The 19,976-nt window shown below is 39.9% G+C and carries 23 protein-coding genes and 1 pseudogene; 7 read left to right on the top strand and 17 right to left on the bottom strand.

All coding sequences use genetic code 11. From position 1 onward, the window contains the following. Positions 1–859: 859 nt before the first annotated feature. Together J7E35_RS20750 and J7E35_RS20745 are read left to right on the top strand one after the other, a co-directional pair. Positions 860–1,795 carry a DMT family transporter gene (locus tag J7E35_RS20750; RefSeq protein WP_251041130.1) on the top strand — a complete coding sequence of 312 codons (936 nt, stop codon included), beginning with the start codon at positions 860–862 and terminating at the stop codon, positions 1,793–1,795. 12 nt (positions 1,796–1,807) lie between these two features. Beyond that, positions 1,808–2,746, top strand: a complete 939-nt coding sequence (locus J7E35_RS20745) for an acetamidase/formamidase family protein (protein WP_214783451.1) — start codon at positions 1,808–1,810, stop codon at positions 2,744–2,746. A 176-nt stretch (positions 2,747–2,922) separates the two neighbouring features. Here the strand turns inward: J7E35_RS20745 and J7E35_RS20740 are convergent, their stop codons facing one another. From J7E35_RS20740 to J7E35_RS20725, 4 genes are all read right to left on the bottom strand, one after another. Beyond that, positions 2,923–3,813 (bottom strand): acyl-ACP desaturase, encoded by an 891-nt coding sequence (locus J7E35_RS20740; protein ID WP_214736285.1) that lies wholly within the window; start codon positions 3,811–3,813, stop codon positions 2,923–2,925. Between the two features lie 183 nt (positions 3,814–3,996). Then, positions 3,997–4,425 carry a GNAT family N-acetyltransferase gene (locus J7E35_RS20735; protein WP_214783448.1) on the bottom strand — a complete coding sequence of 143 codons (429 nt, stop codon included), beginning with the start codon at positions 4,423–4,425 and terminating at the stop codon, positions 3,997–3,999. Positions 4,426–4,465: 40 nt separating this feature from the next. Beyond that, positions 4,466–4,936, bottom strand: coding sequence for a DUF5662 family protein (locus tag J7E35_RS20730; RefSeq protein WP_214783445.1), 471 nt, complete (start codon positions 4,934–4,936; stop codon positions 4,466–4,468). Positions 4,937–5,074: 138 nt separating this feature from the next. After that, on the bottom strand, positions 5,075–5,599 hold the full coding sequence (locus tag J7E35_RS20725; protein WP_214783442.1) for a DinB family protein: 525 nt from the start codon (positions 5,597–5,599) through the stop codon (positions 5,075–5,077). A gap of 134 nt (positions 5,600–5,733) precedes the next feature. Between J7E35_RS20725 and J7E35_RS20720 the strand changes: the two genes are divergently transcribed. Beyond that, complete coding sequence (locus J7E35_RS20720) at positions 5,734–6,192, top strand: hypothetical protein (RefSeq protein ID WP_214783439.1); 459 nt, start codon at positions 5,734–5,736, stop codon at positions 6,190–6,192. Between the two features lie 9 nt (positions 6,193–6,201). Here J7E35_RS20720 and J7E35_RS20715 read toward each other — a convergent pair whose 3' ends face one another. Both J7E35_RS20715 and J7E35_RS20710 read right to left on the bottom strand, forming a co-directional pair. Then, positions 6,202–6,357 (bottom strand): hypothetical protein, encoded by a 156-nt coding sequence (locus J7E35_RS20715; protein ID WP_214783436.1) that lies wholly within the window; start codon positions 6,355–6,357, stop codon positions 6,202–6,204. A gap of 185 nt (positions 6,358–6,542) precedes the next feature. Then, on the bottom strand, positions 6,543–7,325 hold the full coding sequence (locus J7E35_RS20710) for a manganese catalase family protein (RefSeq protein ID WP_214783433.1): 783 nt from the start codon (positions 7,323–7,325) through the stop codon (positions 6,543–6,545). A gap of 194 nt (positions 7,326–7,519) precedes the next feature. Between J7E35_RS20710 and J7E35_RS20705 the strand changes: the two genes are divergently transcribed. Together J7E35_RS20705 and J7E35_RS20700 are read left to right on the top strand one after the other, a co-directional pair. Further along, positions 7,520–7,696: a hypothetical protein gene (locus tag J7E35_RS20705; protein WP_214783430.1), complete on the top strand. Its 177-nt coding sequence runs from the start codon at positions 7,520–7,522 to the stop codon at positions 7,694–7,696. 15 nt (positions 7,697–7,711) lie between these two features. Next, positions 7,712–8,041 (top strand): annotated as a pseudogene (locus J7E35_RS20700) (redoxin domain-containing protein); the annotation flags it as partial. 657 nt (positions 8,042–8,698) lie between these two features. Here J7E35_RS20700 and J7E35_RS20695 read toward each other — a convergent pair. The 8 genes from J7E35_RS20695 to J7E35_RS20665 all read right to left on the bottom strand — a co-directional run bounded on the left by J7E35_RS20695 (position 8,699) and on the right by J7E35_RS20665 (position 15,223). After that, entirely contained in the window at positions 8,699–9,184 is a 486-nt protein-coding gene (locus J7E35_RS20695; protein ID WP_214783427.1) for an SRPBCC family protein, read from the bottom strand. 12 nt (positions 9,185–9,196) lie between these two features. Next, positions 9,197–9,559, bottom strand: coding sequence for a VOC family protein (locus tag J7E35_RS20690; RefSeq protein WP_214783424.1), 363 nt, complete (start codon positions 9,557–9,559; stop codon positions 9,197–9,199). A gap of 42 nt (positions 9,560–9,601) precedes the next feature. Beyond that, a complete protein-coding gene (locus J7E35_RS20685) occupies positions 9,602–10,390 on the bottom strand; it encodes a helix-turn-helix domain-containing protein (protein WP_214783421.1) in 789 nt (262 codons plus the stop codon). 102 nt (positions 10,391–10,492) lie between these two features. Beyond that, a complete protein-coding gene (locus J7E35_RS23625) occupies positions 10,493–10,627 on the bottom strand; it encodes a hypothetical protein (protein WP_285290825.1) in 135 nt (44 codons plus the stop codon). Further along, positions 10,609–12,543 (bottom strand): FtsX-like permease family protein, encoded by a 1,935-nt coding sequence (locus J7E35_RS20680; RefSeq protein ID WP_214783418.1) that lies wholly within the window; start codon positions 12,541–12,543, stop codon positions 10,609–10,611. The genes J7E35_RS23625 and J7E35_RS20680 overlap by 19 nt, the downstream gene beginning before the upstream one ends. Next, the gene (locus J7E35_RS20675; RefSeq protein ID WP_214783415.1) at positions 12,533–13,297 is read right to left on the bottom strand and encodes an ABC transporter ATP-binding protein; all 765 of its coding nucleotides are present in this window, start codon (positions 13,295–13,297) and stop codon (positions 12,533–12,535) included. Before J7E35_RS20675 ends, J7E35_RS20680 begins: the two co-directional genes overlap by 11 nt. 245 nt (positions 13,298–13,542) lie before the next feature. After that, positions 13,543–14,529, bottom strand: a complete 987-nt coding sequence (locus tag J7E35_RS20670; protein ID WP_214783412.1) for a sensor histidine kinase — start codon at positions 14,527–14,529, stop codon at positions 13,543–13,545. A 1-nt stretch (position 14,530) separates the two neighbouring features. Further along, a complete protein-coding gene (locus tag J7E35_RS20665) occupies positions 14,531–15,223 on the bottom strand; it encodes a response regulator transcription factor (protein WP_214783409.1) in 693 nt (230 codons plus the stop codon). A gap of 273 nt (positions 15,224–15,496) precedes the next feature. Here J7E35_RS20665 and J7E35_RS20660 point away from each other — a divergent pair, with 273 nt between their 5' ends. Continuing rightward, positions 15,497–16,909 carry a PQQ-dependent sugar dehydrogenase gene (locus J7E35_RS20660; protein WP_214783406.1) on the top strand — a complete coding sequence of 471 codons (1,413 nt, stop codon included), beginning with the start codon at positions 15,497–15,499 and terminating at the stop codon, positions 16,907–16,909. A gap of 127 nt (positions 16,910–17,036) precedes the next feature. Here the strand turns inward: J7E35_RS20660 and J7E35_RS20655 are convergent, their stop codons facing one another. After that, on the bottom strand, positions 17,037–18,344 hold the full coding sequence (locus J7E35_RS20655; RefSeq protein WP_214783403.1) for a DUF4179 domain-containing protein: 1,308 nt from the start codon (positions 18,342–18,344) through the stop codon (positions 17,037–17,039). Next, a complete protein-coding gene (locus J7E35_RS20650) occupies positions 18,337–18,861 on the bottom strand; it encodes a sigma-70 family RNA polymerase sigma factor (RefSeq protein ID WP_214783400.1) in 525 nt (174 codons plus the stop codon). Before J7E35_RS20650 ends, J7E35_RS20655 begins: the two co-directional genes overlap by 8 nt. A 201-nt stretch (positions 18,862–19,062) precedes the next feature. Between J7E35_RS20650 and J7E35_RS20645 the strand changes: the two genes are divergently transcribed. Further along, positions 19,063–19,584 carry a DinB family protein gene (locus J7E35_RS20645; RefSeq protein WP_214783397.1) on the top strand — a complete coding sequence of 174 codons (522 nt, stop codon included), beginning with the start codon at positions 19,063–19,065 and terminating at the stop codon, positions 19,582–19,584. An 85-nt stretch (positions 19,585–19,669) separates the two neighbouring features. Here J7E35_RS20645 and J7E35_RS20640 read toward each other — a convergent pair whose 3' ends face one another. Beyond that, positions 19,670–19,876, bottom strand: coding sequence for a ChaB family protein (locus J7E35_RS20640; protein ID WP_167830650.1), 207 nt, complete (start codon positions 19,874–19,876; stop codon positions 19,670–19,672). Positions 19,877–19,976 lie beyond the last annotated feature (100 nt).

Genomic DNA, 19,976 nt, shown 5'->3' with positions numbered 1-19,976 from the left:
ATTTATCCCTAAATCAAACATCTATCCCTGGGTAAAATGTTCTGAAACTTACTCTAAAACCCCATTTATTAATACAAAAGGACCTATAATAAAACACCAACGGGTATAGCACATGGCGGATTTAGCCTCAATTTTGCAGATTACAGGTTATTTATCGAATAAAAAAACAGAGGTTGTGCGCCTCTGTTTCGTAATGCTTTTATTTAATTGTGAAGGTAATCGTCTGATTAAAGGACTTTTCCAAATGAGACTCCATCCAAACTTTGAGTTCATATGTCCCTTTTGTTTACTCACGCTTACTTTTGACAGGTTTTCCTCTATTCGGATCAAAGCTGTCAGAAGTTGGACTTTCTTTTGACAGCTTTTCCTCTTTTCTCATCAAAGCTGTCTTAAGTTGGGCTTTCTTTTGACAGCTTTTCTACTTTTCGCACCAAACCTGTCTTAAGTTAGGCTTTCTTTTGACAGCTTTTCCTCTATTCGCACCAAACTTGTCTTAAGTTAGGCTTTCTTTTGATAGCTTTTCCTCATATCGCACCAGACCTGTCTTAAGCTGGGCTTTCTTTTGACAACTTTTCCTCTATTTGCACCAAACTTGTCTTAAGTTGGACTTACTTCTGACAGCTTTTCCTCTATTCGCACCAAACCTGTCTTAAGTTAGGCTTTCTTTTGACAGCTTTTCCTCATATCGCACCAAACCTGTCTTAAGTTGGGCTTTCTTTTGACAGCTTTTCCTCTTTTTCCGCCAAACCTGTCTTAAGCTGGTATAAAAGAAAAAGTTTCAAAACTTACTAAATTTTTATTTCGCTTTTCGAAAAAGATGCTACAATACTATTTAAATACTCTTAAAGAAGGGACTACAATGAACAAAAAATTATGGCTTACATATGGCATGTTGACCTTTGCCACGTCAACATGGGGCAGTGCATTCATTGCCGGAAAATACGCGGTCCAGAGCTTCGAACCGGCCACTGTCGCTTTTTTTCGGTTTTTCGGGGCTGCCATCCTCCTATTTCCTCTCATGTTCATGATGGAGAAAAACCGTCAGAAACCGAACTGGAAGGATATCAGCTTATTTGCCGTTCTGGGCCTTACGGGGATCGCATTGTATAATATCTTTTTTTTCCTGGCCAGTAAACATGCACCCGTTATCAAAAGCTCTCTGTTCATTGCTTCCAATCCGGTGCTGATTGTGCTTTTGTCAGCTTTGTTTTTAAAAGAAACCATCACCCGCAATAACGTGATTGGATTAGCTGTTGCCCTTTCAGGTGCCTTTTTCATCATTACCGATGGAAATCTGATAAATTTAATTAAACTTGGATTCGAGCCCATTGATTTCGTTTTGATGGGTGCAGTTGTAAGCTGGGCGCTTTACAGTGTAGTGGGCAAAATCGTACTGAAGAAGTTCAGCTCTGTGGAGTCGACTACCTATGCAGTAGCATTCGGTACGCTCTTTTTACTGCCTTTCGCCCTGGCAGAAACATCGTGGCAGGATGTACAGCAGGCATCGAGTACAACCTGGGCCGCGATTATCCATATGAGCGTTTTGGTTACGGTCGTGTCATTCGTCATGTATTACAACGGAATCAAAGAAGTTGGCGCAGCGAAGGCATCGATTTTCATCAATGTTATGCCGGTATCTGCGGTCATAATGGCTACTTTGTTTTTAGGTGAAAATTTCTCTGCCGCTCATGCAATCGGAGCTGCTCTCGTATTATCAGGAGTTTATATTGGAACGAACCCGAGGCTTTTTAAAAGGAAGCCCAAAGCTGAGATAGTAAAAAATGAAATCGCATAAGGAGTGGCGAACATGATGCACAGTATCGATCTGAAGTCCGAAAACCTGCATGGTTCTTTTAGTAAAAAATATAAACCAATTCTTACAGTCCAATCCGGCGATTCAATCCGGATGCAGACTCCCGACATTGAATGGGGATATTCAGGATCCAAAGGAATGGAGAGAGCGTTTTTCCGTTCTGCTGTAAATGAAGAGACTCCTCTGCACCCGATGGTTGGACCCATTGAAGTGAAGGGAGCAAAGCCAGGAATGGTGCTGGAAGTGAAGTTGAATGATGTTGTGCCAGGCTGGTATGGAACGAACTGGGCAGGGGGCAAAAAAACCTGGCAAAATGACGCAGTCGGTTTGACAGGAACTGAGAAAATCCGCCTTGACTGGGAATTAGACCGAGATAAGATGACTGCGAGGACTGAAGTAGGTTCCCGTCCAGTGAATGTATCGCTTAATCCTTTTATCGGTTTGATGGGAGTTGCACCAGCAGAACATGGCGTGCACCACACCTCTCCTCCCCGCTATTGCGGCGGGAATATCGACTGCAAGGAGCTAAAAAGAGGCAGCACCTTGTACCTGCCGATTTCTGTTGAAGGAGCTTTATTCTCAATCGGGGACGGCCATGCCGCACAGGGAGACGGTGAAGTTTCCGGTACAGCAATCGAGTGCCCGATGGACTTGGTCGATATCACGTTAACTGTTAGAGACGATATGCAGCTGACAATGCCAAGGGCAAAGACACCTGCTGGATGGATAACATTTGGTTTTAATGAAGATTTAAATCAAGCAGCTGCTCAAGCACTTGACGAAATGGTCGAATTAATCTGTGTGCTTTACAAAATGGAACGATCACAAGGTCTCGCGTTGGCCAGTGTAACAGTTGATCTGCGAGTTACACAAGTAGTAAACGGTGTTAAAGGTGTGCACGCCGTATTGCCGGATGGCAGCATAGCTTTATAAGTTTGTAATTGTTCATATCAGTAACTGAATATGAACACAGGCTGAAACCGATGATGGAAAATTTCCGATGCAACTCAAAACCGGCTGTAGAATTTAGTTAAGTTGCTCTATTTGAAAAGCCTATAAATACTTATCTCTCCTCTAAGAAAAATCAGCGGGCTGCCCCGCTGATTTTTTTACTTATTCTTATAAAACCGATCCCGGACTCGTTTCAGACGCGCATGATAATTCAAAATATCCAGTCTTGCTTTTTCTGCCTCCGGAGCGATTGGCCTTAAATTCTCGATATCCCAGTAATCGATGATCACATCAAGGACTTGATCGAAATATTCAAGCGGTCCATAATTCGCCTCTTTCGCGATGATTGACATCCGATTATCGAAATCAGGCATTACAGCTCCCGGCATTTGGAAATTCATGATGACATTCCCCAGGTAGTAGCAATAATTAGGTTCAAGTTCTAGATGATACTTAATAACCTCGCGGTAGAACGCATAATGCAAGGTTTCATCCTTAGCAAGTCTGCGCAGCAATGTTGCTAATTCCCTATCATGTGCTCCTGCCACTTTAGCGACATTATTGTAAAACACCATTGTTGCGAGCTCCTGCATCGATGTGTAAACCATCGTTTCAAATGGAGTATGGAAATCAGGATCCCAGCCATTCTCAAGCGTCATTTTATGTAACTGATGCAGCCTCATCGGCTCAACATTCCTGGTAATCAAAAGATAAGTCTCTAGCAAATTTGAATGCTGATCCTCTTCCGCCGTCCAGGTATGGACAAAATCCTTGATGACCGACAATGATCCTTTGAAAGTCTGATCCAGATAGGACGTAAACCACGGCAAATTCACCTCGGTCAACAGCGCAGTTTCAATCGCAGTAATGACCGATGCCGGCAGCGTTACCTGGCTTTCATCCCATGGGACCCGTTTAAAGTCCATCGCCTTGTCCCACGGTAAAAATTCATGATACCCCCAATCTATTTTTTCCGCCCGCATTTTGTGCTCTTCATACAATTCCCTAATCCTTGGTTCGAGTCTAAAATCCAAATGATTTGTTAACATTTAGTCCCTCCGTTATTTTTTCGAAAACGATTTGGTTAATTACTAGATGTTATGACCTGTTACTAATTTAGATTTTAACATATTTTCTGAATTTTACCCGATTAGAAGTTTTATATATCAATAAATAGGTCCTTTGTAGTATAAATTCTTCTATTCGTTAGAAACCCCACAAATGGTGTACTATTATAAATATTTCTTAAATCCCCTGCTTACTGAGCCACTGTACCCGTTTCTTTCAAAGAAAATATGGGCTTTTTCTCGTTTAGAACCACTTAGAAGCATAATCCGATGGCAATCGATTGATCTACAATATTTCTCCACATATTTTAGAAGTTTCTCGCCAATTTTCTGACCCCTGCAGTTCTCATGAACAACGATATTTGCTACTACTGCATAAGGCCTTAACCCGTGCAGAGCCTGTAGACAAATATTCAGTGTAAGTGTTCCTAATATTTCTCCTTCTTCCTCGTATACTAACAAAAAGTTGTGTCGGTCCCTTTTCATAGTTTCTATCTGGTCTTCAAGAACACACATTTTCTTACTGTTGGGCACTAACATTTTATATAGCCCATAAATTTGCATTTGATCAGTACCTTCAGCTTCACGGATCATTTTTGTGCACCTCTATTGGAATTCTTACTTGTTATTCGTTTTACAGCTTAGAAGTCTTTTTACTATCCCTTTTATGACGCATTATGGTTTCAAGTTCTTTCTTTGTGTCGGGGTGAAGGATGGCCTTTTCAGTAAGGTCTAGGGTCCCTGGCTTTACCCTCCTTCCCCACTTTCTTGACAACGACCGCCAATCACAGACCATTTCCAGTAAATATTTCCGGGGTATTGGCAATGCCAGTTTTTTATTGTGATCTACAACCCAATATTCCCAGTGATGTTTGTTCTTATGTTGGTGATTCAGCCAGGCATACCGCCATCTTAATTCCTCTTCTTCACTTAAGTTTTTCCCAGAAAAAAACTTCCTGGCATAAGGAAAAAACTCTCCAGGGGAAAATTTTGATAGATCATGGGTAATCCCCTGGATGTATAATCCCTCAATCCAACATTCAACCAGTACATTCATTTTGTGATCAAGGAGGTAAAGCACATACTTCCAATAGGGTTTCAGCATAAAAGTACCTGCCAATCTAATAGTCTTAATTCTATATTCTGTTTATATGTTTACATTTCCTTCCTTAAACGCCAACAGGATGAGAAGTCATAAAAAAGCAACCCAGTCCGTATGAAAGAGGGTTGCAAATTATCATGATTACTTTTTTAAAATCCCTAAATAACTCTTCCATGGACCTACTGCCTCTTCATATCTCCTTGCCAGCACTCTGGTAATCTGGGAAATATGCGTTAAATCATGAACGGCCCATGTAGAAATCAATTCGCGCGCTTTCACTTCTCCATACTCTGGATGGATTCCCTCCAATTCAAGCTGGCTTTCATCTTTGATCAACTTTTTCAGTTTTTCAATACTTTCATACCTTAAAGTGCTAAATTCACAAATCTTTTCTTCAATCGACCATTCATTGTACTGCTGCAAATGTGAAAACCGGTCAAATATGGGGAATCTTTTATCACTTGTATCGCTTAACATTAACTCCAATCTAGGGATCCAGTTATATTTCTCACCATCGATCAGGTGGCCAATGACCTGGGATGGATTCCAGGTTCCTTCCCCTTCATTAGATTCTAGCCAATCGCCAGATAAACCTACTAAATATTGCTCCAATACATTTGGTGTCCGTTCCAGTACTTCAATTGCTTCTGATAAGTTAAATGTCATTCTTTCTCGGGCCCCCTTTATTTTTTTAAAAACAATTAGATGTAATACATTGTCATACTTCTGTTCTTTTTCTGAAAAAAATCAATGGTATGATAGATTTGTCTGATTATTTTTAAGATAAGAGAGTGAAATAGATGCTGACAATCAAAGAAGCTGCAGAACAATTAACTACATATGGGATGGAAACGACTGAACAGGAAGTCCAAACCTGGATCAATACAGGATTTTTATCCGCTGAATCAGATAAAATAAATCCCAGGAATCTCGCAGAATTTGTTATCAAGAAAAATACTGACCTATTGGAACAGTCTCGTCGTGAAAATTACAAACTGAACGAACAGCTTGATCTTTTAAATACAAGATTACATATCGAACAATCAAAGGTTCGCACATTGAAAAAAATGCTCAATGCCCATATAGAGGCGTCGGGTGCGCCCACTTCTGAGCTTGAGCAATTGCTGGGGTTAAAACAGAATAGCAGCGCTCATTCACTCAAAAAAGAATTCAAAAAATTACTTAAAGCCCTTCATCCCGATCGCGGTGGTGACGAAAGACTCTTTAAAGTGTTAAAAGACCATTATGAGAAATTGTGATGATGGAAATCAATTTTTCATTGCTAAATAATATGTACTGATTCCCATAATCAGACCACCTGAAATACCTATGGCTGCGCCTGCTGCAACCCATATTGTGGACAAATAGATGCCGGACATGTATGTGAACAATCCTACAAGGAATAAAAATTTACCTTTTTTCATGCTGACTCCCTTTATCTTTGTTTTACTAAATTACTTCTGTAAGAACATGAAAATACCCTTTATTTAGGAGAAGATTCCATGTTTAAGGCTGACTTCCGGTGTCCCAATGAATGGTTCACTGCTAAAATTTCCAAAGAGTAAGCAAAAACCCTCCAAATCCAACGATTCAGAGGGTTCTATAAAATTTATTCTTTCGGTTCGACCGGGCCTTCAAATACTTTTGCTTGTTTGGCAAAACTGAATTCATTCTTGGCCAGGCCTCCGAGTGATAAGTCAAAATACATATTAACATGGTCGCCTGTTTGATGGGCTTTTTTGTTTTCCAATTCTTTTGCGCGGATGATCGCTTCTTCGAAAAGTTCCGCATGGGCTGCTTCACGATCAATCAGGAATTGGAACATTTCCCTTGCCCCCGGGTCGTCTACATGACGATATAACTCTTCATATACTTTTTTCGCGCGGAGTTCAGCCGCTAAATCTGATTGCAGATTGGCGACGAGATCGCCAACGTTATTGATGAAATTACCTGTAAATGGAGTTCCTGAAGAATCCACAAAATCTAGTCCGTGACCATCTAGAATCATGCTTTTCTGAACAGTAGAATTAAAGTTGAAGTGCATCATATTGTTGATATGGCTCTTGGCATCAGACAGAATATTCCCTTCACCGGACATCTTCCGTTCATCTGCACCCATCTCTTCCTTCTTTTGCTCCATATCAGGACCACCCATTAACTGGGTGATACACTCACCAACCATTTCAAGATGGGAAATTTCCTCTGTAGAAATATCCATCAGTAAATCTCGGATCGCCGGATCAGGAGTGCTAAAGCTTTGGGCAAAGTATTGAAGACAGGCTTTCAGTTCACCGTTGGCACCGCCAAATTGTTCAAGTACTGCAGCTGCATGTGCTGGATTGGGGCTTTTAACTTGGACAGGGAACAATAATTCTTTTTTGTGAATGTACATTATTCAGCCTCCATCAAGTATATTTTTACACTTAGACTCATTCCCGAGTGGGGTTTGTATAAACGTCTATTTTCCAGATTTTTAAAAATATCTCATAACAAGCCCGTTACTCGAAACAAAACCTTCATAAATGATATAATGAGATTTCAGCAAAAGACTTATATACTTATTAACATACATAAGGAGGTGCATCCATGAAAAAATCAATCTTTTTAATCATGCTATTGATAATCGGTGCTATTATAAGCGGCTGTTCAGGAGATGAACCTGAATCAAAAGGACTTTCCCTTCCGGATGAAACCGGTGAGGAAGTATCCTTTGAGAATATGGATGAGCCAGCGCTTGTTTTCTTTTTCACCGGAGTTGGTTGAGACTTCTGTAAATCGCAGCTGGTCGAGCTGCAAAACCGAAAAGAATCATTCAGCCAGTTTCCAGGAAACATTTATGCAGTAAGCGCATCCTCAGTTAAAGAACATAAAGCGATGAAAGAAGAGCTCGGACTGGAATATCCCGTTATATCGGACAAGGACTTGAAGCTGATCAAGAAGGTGAACCTATTGGACCCTGAGTCTCCAATATCGGTCAGAGGATTCGCTGTTATTGATAAAGACGGCACTGTTCTTCACTCGCAGCAAATCGATACATTCGGTACAGAAGCGGAAGGAATAATCCCATACGCTGCTGATATTGCGAACGGGGAGAAACCTGAGGAGTAAAAAGAAAGCACCGCCTATAATTTTCCTAAAGGGTTCTCTTGGAGTACAAAACGCGAAAATCAAATCAAATAGCATGTTAAATCGTTTACGATTTAGCATGCTATTTTTAATTGGTATAGGAACGTGTTTATGACCAATTTTATTTGATAATTAATACTGTAATTAGCATCCCAATTAGTAAAGTTAGAATGAACATTCTCATGCTGTTAGTTTATATGGGAATGGAAAATTTCCGTACATAACATAGATGCACTAGGAGAATGAAGTTTGGTCCTTAAATAAGCGGAGTTTTTCCAATTATATTCAGAATGAAAAACGTTTTTGGCTAAATAAGCGGAGTTTTTCCGGTTATGCCAAGCAAAATCCACCAATTTAGTGTTTTTCGAGTTAATAGACGGAATTTCTCCGTCTATTTAGTCTATTTTCAGTGCAATTTACTTATTAAGCGGAATTTTTCCGACTATTTATCAGCTCGGGTATTTCTTTGAAAACTCAAATGAAATTGTAATTCCAATCATAATGACTTTGAATTAAAAAATTAAGTAGTTAAAAAGCATGATGATTAATTGCTAATCACCATGCTTTTTTCTACATTACTTGTACTGTTTTTTTATGATTTCGCACTTCCAAAGAGAATTCTTTAATAATTTTACGGCTTTATTCCGGTTGGCAGCAAAGCTCACCTTTTCCTGTTTCCAAGGCATTTTTCAGGCTTTTTAAAACTCCCGACCAGGCCATTTCATGCCACTTAACCGCTTCAGTCCATACCTCGTCCTCTTTGAAGCCTGTGTGACGTACAGTCACCTTTGTTGTATTGTCCTCTATTTTTTCAAAATTTACTGAGACGATTGTCAGTTGTTCTCCCATGTTCATCAGTGAACTGAACTGATCAGGTCCCTTCCATTCAAATACCAGCTCTCGAAAAAAATTCAGCTTCAGTACCTTGCATCCTTTCGTATTCATTCCCGTTCTATTGCCAGGAATAAAATAAAGCTCGTACGCTCCGCCAACTTTTGCTTCAATGTTTGTTTCTGGCGCAAACCACAGGGCAACCCGGTCTGATATTGTCCAGGCATGCCAAATTAATTCAACATGCACATTAACTGTAATTTCTTGTTTAACTTCTGCCAAAATATTCTCCATAAACTTGGCCCCCTATTGAAAATTAGAAAACTCCACGAGCTCCAGCTGATTGCCGAATGGATCCTCAACAATGTTGTATCTTCCTGGCGGGCACGGTCTGGATTCATCAAACAAGATATGTGCGCCTCTTCCTCGCAGACGATTTACATCCTCATCAAGATTATCAGACAGTATGCCTATCAGAACCTTCTGACCTCCAGCAGAAATAGATCCTTCAGTCTTCTCCAGCACAATAGGGATCTTTTTATGTAGCAATGAAACGATATTTTCCCCATAATGTTTAGAGACTTCGAAATCGAGCACCTTGGTATAGAACTCAAGCGCTTTTTCGATGTCATCAACCTTTATCGTTAATACACAAACTTTGTTTAACATTACCATCACTCCTTTTTCATAAAATTACCATAATCTAATCGATTATTTTTCTTCTAGTTTGCTATCTTTTTCAAATAAGAGACTCGGCAAATTGACGAGAATAGGAGGATCATAAGGCATGGGTTCCCTTAGTTTTATATGTACTTCTATCCAGCTGCCGGTTGAGATTTCAATAGACCCTTCAGCCTTTCCTCGCAAGCTTTTAGACAGCAAAAAGTAATCCCGGGGATTCAAGCTCCTTGGAATCGCAGTTGCCAAAACATAATAGGTACCATTTGGGACTCTAGTGAAGGTGTAATTACGTTGTGTGTGTCTTAAAGCTGTACCTGCAATGGGTGTCTGGTCGGGAATCGGACGGGGAAATAACCCGACAAAAATAAGGCCTCTAAAGTTCTCCGGAGCCTCTATCCTGCATTGGACGGCAGGCAGCCTTACATCATTAGGAACTGCATTCTCCCTTTCATCCATCTCGTTTATAAACCGATGGAGCTTCAATGCATCTTTTTGAAATTGCTTGGGTGATTGACCAACAAATTGCTTGAATTTTGAACTGAAAGTCCCCAGACTATGAAAACCGATATCAAGCAATGTCTTAAGAATGGAGTGCGAGGATGATTCCATCAGCATCTCCTTCCCAGCTTCGATTCTTAATGCAGAAAGATAATGCCTTGGAGAAACACCAGTGACCTCCTTGAACACCCTCGAAAAATGATAAGGACTGTACCCTGCAACCGCTGCCAGCTTATCCGAAGTGAGTTCTTCATTAATGTTTTCCTTCATATATTCTATTGTTTTCGTAACTGCTCTGATATGTTCAGTTGCTTGCTCCATTTTTAACACCGTTTTTCCCTATCAGTATATTATTAACCTTTAACCTATTCGCTTGATGACATATAAAATCCTTTTAAAAACCCACTAAAAAATCCCAACCCTTTAGTAGAGTTGAGATTTCATTCGATTTAAAGGATAACCTTTAATAAAAAGTAAATCAGTCGATGTTGGCAGAAAAATTAAACCGCCTTCCTCTTTGGAAAGCGGCGGCTTAAGTTCTAATTTATCATCTGCCACAACATCTTTTTCCTCGCATAAAAGAAGGATCCCACCTGGCTCACCACGTAAATTCCGCCAATCTGCAGGAAGTGCATCAACATTTCTGGATTTTGCATAATTCCTCCGACATCTGTTGACAAGATTGCCAGGTACAAAAAGACCAGCATTGTTCCTAGTATGGTTGGAACGAAATATATCGTGGCTAATTCTCTTGTTACGTTTTGCTTGATTTCATTTGAAGACATCCCTATTTTGTTTAGTTTCCGATACTTCATTTTTTCAGTATCCATTTCGGAAAATAGATTTAGATATAATAGTACAAAGGTGCCAAAAAAGAACAAGATGCTTAAGAATGTGGTAACATAGAACATCATTCCGTTGGTTGTTTTGTTTGTTTGATAGTCCCCTATTTTAGAAGCAATACGGAAAAGATCTTCTTCGGCAGTATAATGTATATCAGGATAATCCATTGGAGGTGTTTCTCGATTCCCGGCCTGGAATTGTCCTTTTAATTGTTCAACTGCCTTTTCGCTCTCTTTCCAATCTGATAGGTTCAATAAATGAAGCATCAATTCGTATCCATTAACTGATTGCCTTAAATTCTCCAACACTTCCGTATTCACCACAATGAATTCATGCGTCTTGGGCAGAAGGTTAATATTTCTTTCAATCACCTTATCCTTCAGGGTAAAAGTTTTCTCTTCGCCCATTATTGAGAGCTTTAGGGATTCAGTAATTTCAGTATGAGCAAATTCTGGTTCAGAATTTAAATAAAACAGAAATTCTGTATTTTTCAGCTTTGCCCGCTGTGACGTCAATTTATTGAAGTCCTCTAGTGACATAAAGTGATAAGTTTGATATCCTTCAACATAAATCATTTTTTCATAGTAATTGAAGATCGGAATCTTTAAATGCTCTTCCCATTCAAATGTTTCTTTAAGTTCAGCATCTGAAATTATGTTCTTTGTTTCTGACTGAAAAAAAGCTGTGTCATATGGATTGTTATTAACAGCATCCTTTTCCGAACCCTTGTAAAACGTCAATAATAACGCGCTATAAAGAATCGTAATCATGATCATCACAGTCAAAAGCATAATAATGGATGTCAGTTGTTTAAACTTATACTCAAGGCTGCTCAGGAAAAGCAATCTGCGATAATAAAATCCCGGGAATTTTTTCGCTATATTGATAAGGAAACTGCCAGATTGGCTAAGGGAAATATATAAACCCAAAAACATCGCCATTGTCCAAAGCGGGAGGAGTGCCCCTGAAGATTCCTCAAAGGTAAAATACAGAATCAATAGAGAACCGATCATTATAAGCAGACCAAATGCTCCTATGAAAGGACTTCTCATTTTAAGCGTCTCCGCAAATCTGTTGCTTTTCATGCTTAAGATCAGGCTGCTTCTTAGCGTCTCAAACAATGATTTTCCGACAGCCAGCAAAAACACTGCCAGAAAAGCTCCTATTGAGAAAACAAACATTTTACCAGAGAAATGAAATGGAACATCTTTAAGTTCGATCAAATTCATTAACAGCATGAAAAATAGTCTGGAGAATACGGCTCCAGCAAGTAAACCCGAGAGAATGGAGAGTATTGCAATCACACCATTTTCAAGGAGCAGCAATTTAGTGATGTCTCTTCTTGCCATACCCAGAGTCATGAACAGCCCAAACTCACTCCTTCTCTGTTTGATAAAAACACTGTGGGCATAGCTGATGAAGAAAACAGTAAAAATGATCAGTGCAGCACCAGGTATAGAAAGAGCATCCTGAAGGCTCTCCAATTTCTTCCCTTGCTCAACCCTGTTGTTAAAATAAACGGTCGAGAACATAAAGAAGAACATCACCGCAAAACTGTTGCATAGGTAATAAAAGATATATTTCTTATAATTAACTTTCGCCATCTTCCAGACAATTTGGTTAAATGTCATAGGTTCTCCCTCCAAGGACGGCTAAGTTATCCATGATTCGATCCAGGAACTCCTTCCTGTCCCCTTTTTTCACGATACTCGAATGAATCTTCCCGTCTTTGATAAAAACAACCTTTTGACAATAACTGGCTGCGAAAACATCATGCGTGACAAGGAGGACAGTTGTCTTAAATTCGGTAACGATTTTTTCAAAACACTCCATGATGATTGCGGAGGCTTTAGAATCTAAATTCCCTGTTGGTTCATCAGCGAATATGATGGCAGGCTCATTTACCAGCGCGCGGCTGACCGCGGTTCGCTGCTGCTGTCCGCCAGATATGTTGTAAGGGTACTTATCCAAGGTAGATTGAATTTCGAAAAGTTGAGCCAACTCCTGTACTTTCACTTCCATTTCGCTCGCCGATTTCTTTTCCAGCACCATTGGCAGCATAATATTTTCCTTAACCGTCAAGCTGTCCAAAAGATTGAACTCCTGAAACACAAACCCTAGCTTCCTACGGCGGAATAGGGCAAGTTCATCGCCTGACATTTCGCTTACTTCCTGACCGGCAATTTTCACTTCCCCAGAAGTAAGCTGATCAATGCCGCTAAGAATGTTCAGCAAAGTTGTTTTACCGCTGCCAGAAGGCCCCATTATAGCAACAAACTCTCCTTCTTTAACCGTAAGACTGACCCCATCCAGAGCAGTGGTTGAACTATCTCCACTCGACCCACCATACACCTTCACTATATTATTTGCTTCTAAAATAGCCATCCTATTCCCCCTTAAATTTCTTTCCAAGTTGCGCCGGGTTCGGACATTTAACAGCTCACCCCGAAATCTTTAACCAAGGTGTCACTGACTTAGGCGATTCCATCAGTTCTTCCCACAATTTTTGTCCGAACTAGTTACCAGTTCACTAACCTGACCCTTATATCTACATCCTAATTGGTTCATTTTCAGGCAGCCATCGATGACGCCAAAAAATACCTTACACTTTTGTAAGGTATTCAATCACTTTAACCGGCTAGCCACTTGATTCGGACCGTCGTCCCTTTGCCTGACTTGGATTGGATCTCAATCGCAGCTCCGAGTTTGTCGGCAATTTTTTTACTAAGATACAATCCGATTCCAGTTGAGTTTTGATACTTACGTCCATTTTCACCTGTAAAAAATGGCTGGAACACCCGCTCTAAATCATAGTCTGGAATTCCCACTCCTTGATCAACAAGTGATAGACAAATGTGTTCGCCCTTTCTTTCAATCTGAAAAACCAGCTTTTTGTTTCCTTCCTTTTCCCCAGAGTACTTAATGGCATTGGAAATAATCTGGTCAATTAAAATCTCATTCCACTTTGGGTCGGTGATAATAATTGCTTGCTCTTCCTCAAACTCAATTGAAGGGAAAATGGACTGGTAAATGCACTCTCTTTTTCGGGCGTTAATCAGTTTCCGCAATGTTGAGAGCAAATCAACACTCTTAAGTTCATAGTCATTTTCAAAGCTGTCCATTCTGATCATTGTTAAACCTTGTTCTATAGAAGACTGCAGGCGTTTGTTTTCCTGTTGAATCTTATTAAGCACCTCTGATGTTTCTTCTTTATTGATGATCAATTCGATCACTGATACTGGTGTCTTTAAATGGTGCATCCAGTGTGACAGAAAATAGATTCTTTCTTTATTTTGCTCCTTCAATTCGTTGTATTTTTTTGAGTTTTCACTAACTGTCTTGGATATCAAATTCGTAAAAGCTTTCTGTTCCTCCGTATGAGCTTTGAGCTCTGCGTCCTGATTCCTAAACTGTTGTGCAACTGCAGAGTTCGCAGGGTAGAATCGCAGCCAGTCCATCACCAAATAAACCACCAGCAAAAACAGGCCAATCGACACCGGGTAGAAAAACTCCATATCCGCCGGTACACTAAGATAGAAAAACAGCAGGATACTGGCCAAATTCAATATGTATATCATAATCAGCAGAAGCCTGTCCTTTAAAAAAGCTTTGAGCATGTTAATCTCCCTCAGGATACTGAAGCATGTACCCTACTCCTCTTTTGCTTTTGATTAAATCCTTTAAACCAAGATCTGACAGAGTTTGTTTAATTCTCGTCACATTTACTGTTAGCGTGTTATCATCCACGAAAGTGACCGAATCCCATACTTCTTCAATCAGCTCTTCTCTAGAGACAAACGAGTTCTTGTTTTCCATCATTTTTTTCAGCAGTTTAAAAACATTTTTGGAAAGCTCAACTTTCATTCCCTTATACTCAAGACTCATTGTCTTTTCGTCCAGGCATAATGAACCTGCACAGATGTTTTTGTCATCCTTCACAGAATATTCTCCGTACACTCTTCGCAATGTAGCTTTGACTTTTGACTGCAGCATCACAAATGTGAAAGGCTTCGTGATAAAATCATCGGCCCCTAGTTCAATCGCCATGATTTGGTCCATTTCCTGGCTTCGGGCAGAGATCATCAGGATCGGGACGGTAGATTTCTGACGGAAACTTCTGCACAAATAATAGCCATCATAATATGGCAGATTTATATCCAGTAAGACTAAATCCGGATTGATTGTTAAGAACTCTTCTTCTATATTGGTAAAATGCTTTGGTAACACTACTTCGTATCCATAGCGCTCCAAACTTTCCTTGATTAGTCCACAAAGCTGATGATCATCTTCTATTAGCATAACTTTGTACATTTTCAGAACTCCTCTTAATCTATAACTCTCTATCAATAGTATAAATTTTTTCCATTATAAAATCAGCAGAATTTTCCACAAAAAAAAGAGACAAGCCATTGTACCCTCACGTCACAATTATTTGACAGTCCATCTCGATTTTTTTAATTTCATCAAAGGCGGGCAAACAACGTTCACGAAACGCTTCCGTTATAAACATCATCTTGATTCGGTACTTACGGATTAGTCCTGCTCATATTCTTATAAAAAACCATTAACAAGGAGGCGAAAAAGATGAGGAAAGTTAAAGTTAAATTACGTCCCATTGCAGGCAGGATAAATTTACCCACTGTCATAAAAACAGCTGTCCTGCCGGGTGACTCTATTGATAGCTTATTTATCGCGACCCAGCCAGGGGAAATATTTTATATAAGCAACGGAGTTATAAGAACTTTTTTGGATATTCGCCAGCGTGTAATTAAACTGGGTGTTTCCGATGGAGGATATGATGAACGTGGGCTGCTCGGACTGGCGTTTCATCCCGAGTTTAATTACAACGGTCTATTTTACCTTCATTATTCAGTAGCTGGAACTCAAGGTCCAGGGGCTCGTTCTGGATCTTTTCAGCCCGACCCCTGTGATCCGGAAACCTTAAATCTTAAGTGGAAGAATAGAGAAACAGAATACGATCATATCGATACAGTTGAAGAATGGATTTTTCAATCGAATGGCCAAACTCAAAGACGAAGGAAACTGCTTAATCTGAAGAGGCCTTTTTTTAATCATAATGGGGTCAATAGCTTAAACTTTTCACCTGAAACAGGCAGACTTGTTTTAACTACAGGTGATGGCGGGTCTGGTTATGATCCCTTTAATTTAAGCCAGGATGAAATGGAGATTGCCGGTAAGATCATCGAAATCGATATAAGCAAAAATGCTTTTAGCTCAAATCCACCTTCAGTTACCCGGTTTGATGAGATTCCCCCTTCTATTCAGGAGACACTTACTGTCATAGCCAAAGGGGTCCGTAATATTCCAGGTATCGCCTATCAAAGATTGTATAACCAGTACATCAAATATGCCGGAAATGTCGGACAGGATTTTGCCGAGTCCATTTTTTCATTCATTCATTATCGGCCCATTCCTGTAACCCAGCTTACTCATGCTTCTTCGCGGAGAACGAAGAACGAAGGGTTCATTAATTGTGGCTGGCGAGGTTGGGAAGGTGCTTTCCCTACTCCAATTATTAAAAGCTGTTCGGAGAATTCGACTCTGGATGAGAAAACAATTGCTTTTTATGCTGAAGCAGTAAAAACTTCAGTCAGGCGTCTGCCCCCTTTGACGAATTATTTTCATCAAGAACCTCGATCTGATAAATATGGAGGAACTGCACTTACTGGTGTCCAGCCCTATATGGGAAAATCAATCCCTGAGTTATCAGGAAGCGTGGTCTTCACCGACCTTTCCCGGGCTAAAAACAATGAAGAACCAGATCAGGGGTTTTTAGCTTATACCTGGTTCAGGCCAGATGGTATATTGAATGATTTTAGTATCATTGAAACAGATTATGACTTTGGCTCTCAATCTGCTTATTATGTCAGTCTAGGAACAAACCTCGATCAATCCAGGATGTTTTTAGGAGTCTATGGCTCAATGAAAGTGACGGATTATAACCAGGGAACTGTATTTGAAGTTGTTCCAGTCTAACAAATTGCTCGACTTGGAAATTTAAATTGACAATTAAAACTTAGTGTAATCGAAAAAAAGTGGATTAGACCCATTACAAAGAAATGACGTATGCGTAACTGCATACGTCATTCCTTTGCTGCTTCTTTTATTTCTCAGGAATTTCAATTTCAAATCCTTCAAACATTTCCGGTAAAGGCTGGTGACGTGTTTTCAGTGTCAATCCCTTCTTTTTGCCAGTATCGAATTCTTTTTTAAAACTTTGATCCTTGATTCGTTCTGCAAAAGGCTTTTCATCCAGTATCAGCTTCTTTCCATTTGAATCTTCAATCCAAAGCGGGTTCATGGATGCATAATTATCAAGGAGCGCTTCACTTTTGACATCATAGTAAACGATTGTACGGTTGTCTGTATAATCGATATCCGTAATAATAATCTCACCAAATTCTCCCTGGCTCATCGTAAAAGGCAACTGGATGTTATCCAGCTTAACCGATTCTTCTTTTAAATCTTCCAGCGGAAATTCTATACGATAAGGTATAACTTTAACTCTCCGTACACGATCATCAAGAGGCTCATAGAGTCTTTGAAGTGCGGCATACTCTTTTCCATCGACTGTCTCACCATTAACCCTGCCATTCAAGAAGTTGATGACACTCCCTTTATCATCGATCAAGTAGAATTCCAGATTATGAGGATCAAACAATCCCGAGTCTGCAATGACATTCATATTCAGAACTGTGCCAGCAGGCCCCACCTTCAATGAGTCAACATTTAGCTCAGCACCCTTAAGCTTTAACACTTCGGAAAGCCTGATTACCTTGACCTCGTTTGATTGTCTGACAGGGAACTGAAACGACCAAATACCCGGCACAAGACCTACAGCATCAAATTGAACCTTCATATCAAATTGCTCAGGAAGTTCCTCTGTCGGCGTAATTTCAACTACTCCCTTATATTTCTGCGGTGTTATAAATTCACCAGAAAAACCGGAACTGAAGTTGATATCCTTTCCATCTGCTTTGATTACCGGGCGCTCAAGTTCGCCTAGCGGCAAAAGGGATTCCTGCGTGTATCCTAATGTCAATCGCGTTCCATCGTAAAATACCTCATTAATGGTCAATGTGATACCATTATCCTTTGCTGTCTGATCAACTACCTGCGTTAATCCGTTTTGTCCAGCTATCTTTAGCCCCTCATCTCCTATATCATTGAAAAAGGTTCCAACGACCGGGATATTTGAGGCAACCTTCGCCATCGCAGGAGAGACCATCGCTGAGCCGATAAATAAGCCAAACCCTACAACCGCAGCACTCATTGAGTACCAAACTATTCGCTTTTTAGGCTTCTTCATCTTTGTTTCACTAACTGTCTGTTCAATAATGTTATCTAGTTTTTCGACTGGCACGGAGATTTGGTCCATTTCATTTTTTAAATCCGGGAATTGTCTACTCATTCACACAATCCTCCTTTAATCTACCTCTTAATAAGTTCACGCCTCGGTGGATTTTCGTTTTCACTGTACCCTCAGGGCAATCGAGGATTTCAGCGATTTCCTTTACCGATAAGTCCTTATAGAACCGAAGAATCAACACTTCTTTATACTTTTCCTCCAGCTCCATCACAGCCTCAAGCAATTCAGAGTGCCGGTCACTCTCAATATAGGCGGGACTCTTACTTTCAAGCGCATCCCGTTCCATCGGGATGACCCTGTTCTTTTTCCGTAAAAGATCAACGGCATTGTTGATGAGAATCCTCGTCAGCCACGTAGAGAAGTATCGTTCTTCCTTCAAATTTCCAATTGACACAAGAGCTTTATAAACCGTCTCCTGAAAAACTTCCAGCGCATCGGCTTCATTTTTCATATAAACATACGCTATCTTGTAAAGTTTCGCTTTCTCATCTTCCATTAATTCCTGGAATGCCTTTTTGTTCCCTTTGATTGCACGGCGTACCTTTTTGATATCTGCCAAACCAGTGCCCCTCCCTTCTTCCACTGTTAGACAAACGGGATATGTAAAACGTTTCAATAATTTTTCATAAAAAAAGAGCAAGACTGAAAAAATCAGTTTGCTCTGTATATTTAAATTATACCATATCTACCCATTTTTTATCAGTCTATTATTTTTCCTAATTGCTGTTACCCTTAAGTTAGACTGCTAGGAGGATGATATATGATTAGTTATAGGATTAGCTCCGTTGAGGGTTACACGGAAAGGATTGGCGAATTAGTTTCAATGCTTGAACACACCAGAGCAATTACCCTAAAGGATATCAGTGATCTAACTCAAATGGATTTAGATTATCTCACAGATGCAGAATCAAATTCAATTGGAGCACTGTTGATGCATATAGCCTCCATTGAATTTGTCCATCAGGTAATTACGTTTGAGGAACGTGATATTAACAGCAAAGAGCTATTGAAGTGGCAGGCTGCATTAGAACTTGGACACCATGCCAGAGAAACTATATGGTTTAATCATCTTGATTTTTACTTAAATGAGCTCGCACTAGTTAGAGAACGAACGTTGTCTCAATTAAAGAGTTATAGCGATGATTGGTTATTCGAAGAAAGACAGTGGGATAATGGTGTGCGACATAATTATTACTATCTTTGGTTCCACGTGCTTGAAGACGAAATCAGCCACCGAGGACAGATTCGCATTATAAAAAGAAAACTCCAGCAACACAATTAAAAAAAGATTCTATGGCAAAATTCTTTGTAAAAAGGGCTCCCTGTGGGAAGCCCTTATCTATTAAGTTTTAAAACTATACCATCTATTAATCTTCTTCTTTCCTTACCCATTCATCATCTTCATTCTTTTCATACTCATTTTTAACGGCACTCCATGCCACCTTAAAGGCTGTTTCTTCTTCATCGTATTGCTCTGAGGCTGAATTGAATGCCTCTTTGAAAATTTCCTGGGCATGATGTGGCAGGTTATCTTTTACTGCATCTGGCAGATCTTTTAATGAATTATATGGCATAGTGCGAACCTCCTAAGATAGAATGTATCTTTTACTTTTCCCGCAATGGAGAGTGTTGAAACCATTCAGGTTGTTTGAGGAAAACCCGACTTGATACGGC

The sequence above is a fragment of the Bacillus sp. ISL-45 genome (genome assembly GCF_018613195.1).
Taxonomy (GTDB): domain Bacteria; phylum Bacillota; class Bacilli; order Bacillales; family Cytobacillaceae; genus Mesobacillus.
Note: the sequence above shows the minus strand (reverse complement) of the source record. Positions and strands in the feature narration are given on the sequence as shown.

What these genes read in the sequence shown, in the direction of transcription:
- J7E35_RS20750 (WP_251041130.1), top strand. Translation starts at nt 860, where the DNA reads ATGAACAAAAAATTATGGCTTACATATGGCATGTTGACCTTTGCCACG.
- J7E35_RS20745 (WP_214783451.1), top strand. Translation starts at nt 1,808, where the DNA reads ATGATGCACAGTATCGATCTGAAGTCCGAAAACCTGCATGGTTCTTTT.
- J7E35_RS20740 (WP_214736285.1), bottom strand. Translation starts at nt 3,813, where the DNA reads ATGTTAACAAATCATTTGGATTTTAGACTCGAACCAAGGATTAGGGAA.
- J7E35_RS20735 (WP_214783448.1), bottom strand. Translation starts at nt 4,425, where the DNA reads ATGATCCGTGAAGCTGAAGGTACTGATCAAATGCAAATTTATGGGCTA.
- J7E35_RS20730 (WP_214783445.1), bottom strand. Translation starts at nt 4,936, where the DNA reads ATGCTGAAACCCTATTGGAAGTATGTGCTTTACCTCCTTGATCACAAA.
- J7E35_RS20725 (WP_214783442.1), bottom strand. Translation starts at nt 5,599, where the DNA reads ATGACATTTAACTTATCAGAAGCAATTGAAGTACTGGAACGGACACCA.
- J7E35_RS20720 (WP_214783439.1), top strand. Translation starts at nt 5,734, where the DNA reads ATGCTGACAATCAAAGAAGCTGCAGAACAATTAACTACATATGGGATG.
- J7E35_RS20715 (WP_214783436.1), bottom strand. Translation starts at nt 6,357, where the DNA reads ATGAAAAAAGGTAAATTTTTATTCCTTGTAGGATTGTTCACATACATG.
- J7E35_RS20710 (WP_214783433.1), bottom strand. Translation starts at nt 7,325, where the DNA reads ATGTACATTCACAAAAAAGAATTATTGTTCCCTGTCCAAGTTAAAAGC.
- J7E35_RS20705 (WP_214783430.1), top strand. Translation starts at nt 7,520, where the DNA reads ATGAAAAAATCAATCTTTTTAATCATGCTATTGATAATCGGTGCTATT.
- J7E35_RS20695 (WP_214783427.1), bottom strand. Translation starts at nt 9,184, where the DNA reads ATGGAGAATATTTTGGCAGAAGTTAAACAAGAAATTACAGTTAATGTG.
- J7E35_RS20690 (WP_214783424.1), bottom strand. Translation starts at nt 9,559, where the DNA reads ATGTTAAACAAAGTTTGTGTATTAACGATAAAGGTTGATGACATCGAA.
- J7E35_RS20685 (WP_214783421.1), bottom strand. Translation starts at nt 10,390, where the DNA reads ATGGAGCAAGCAACTGAACATATCAGAGCAGTTACGAAAACAATAGAA.
- J7E35_RS20680 (WP_214783418.1), bottom strand. Translation starts at nt 12,543, where the DNA reads ATGACATTTAACCAAATTGTCTGGAAGATGGCGAAAGTTAATTATAAG.
- J7E35_RS20675 (WP_214783415.1), bottom strand. Translation starts at nt 13,297, where the DNA reads ATGGCTATTTTAGAAGCAAATAATATAGTGAAGGTGTATGGTGGGTCG.
- J7E35_RS20670 (WP_214783412.1), bottom strand. Translation starts at nt 14,529, where the DNA reads ATGCTCAAAGCTTTTTTAAAGGACAGGCTTCTGCTGATTATGATATAC.
- J7E35_RS20665 (WP_214783409.1), bottom strand. Translation starts at nt 15,223, where the DNA reads ATGTACAAAGTTATGCTAATAGAAGATGATCATCAGCTTTGTGGACTA.
- J7E35_RS20660 (WP_214783406.1), top strand. Translation starts at nt 15,497, where the DNA reads ATGAGGAAAGTTAAAGTTAAATTACGTCCCATTGCAGGCAGGATAAAT.
- J7E35_RS20655 (WP_214783403.1), bottom strand. Translation starts at nt 18,344, where the DNA reads ATGAGTAGACAATTCCCGGATTTAAAAAATGAAATGGACCAAATCTCC.
- J7E35_RS20645 (WP_214783397.1), top strand. Translation starts at nt 19,063, where the DNA reads ATGATTAGTTATAGGATTAGCTCCGTTGAGGGTTACACGGAAAGGATT.
- J7E35_RS20640 (WP_167830650.1), bottom strand. Translation starts at nt 19,876, where the DNA reads ATGCCATATAATTCATTAAAAGATCTGCCAGATGCAGTAAAAGATAAC.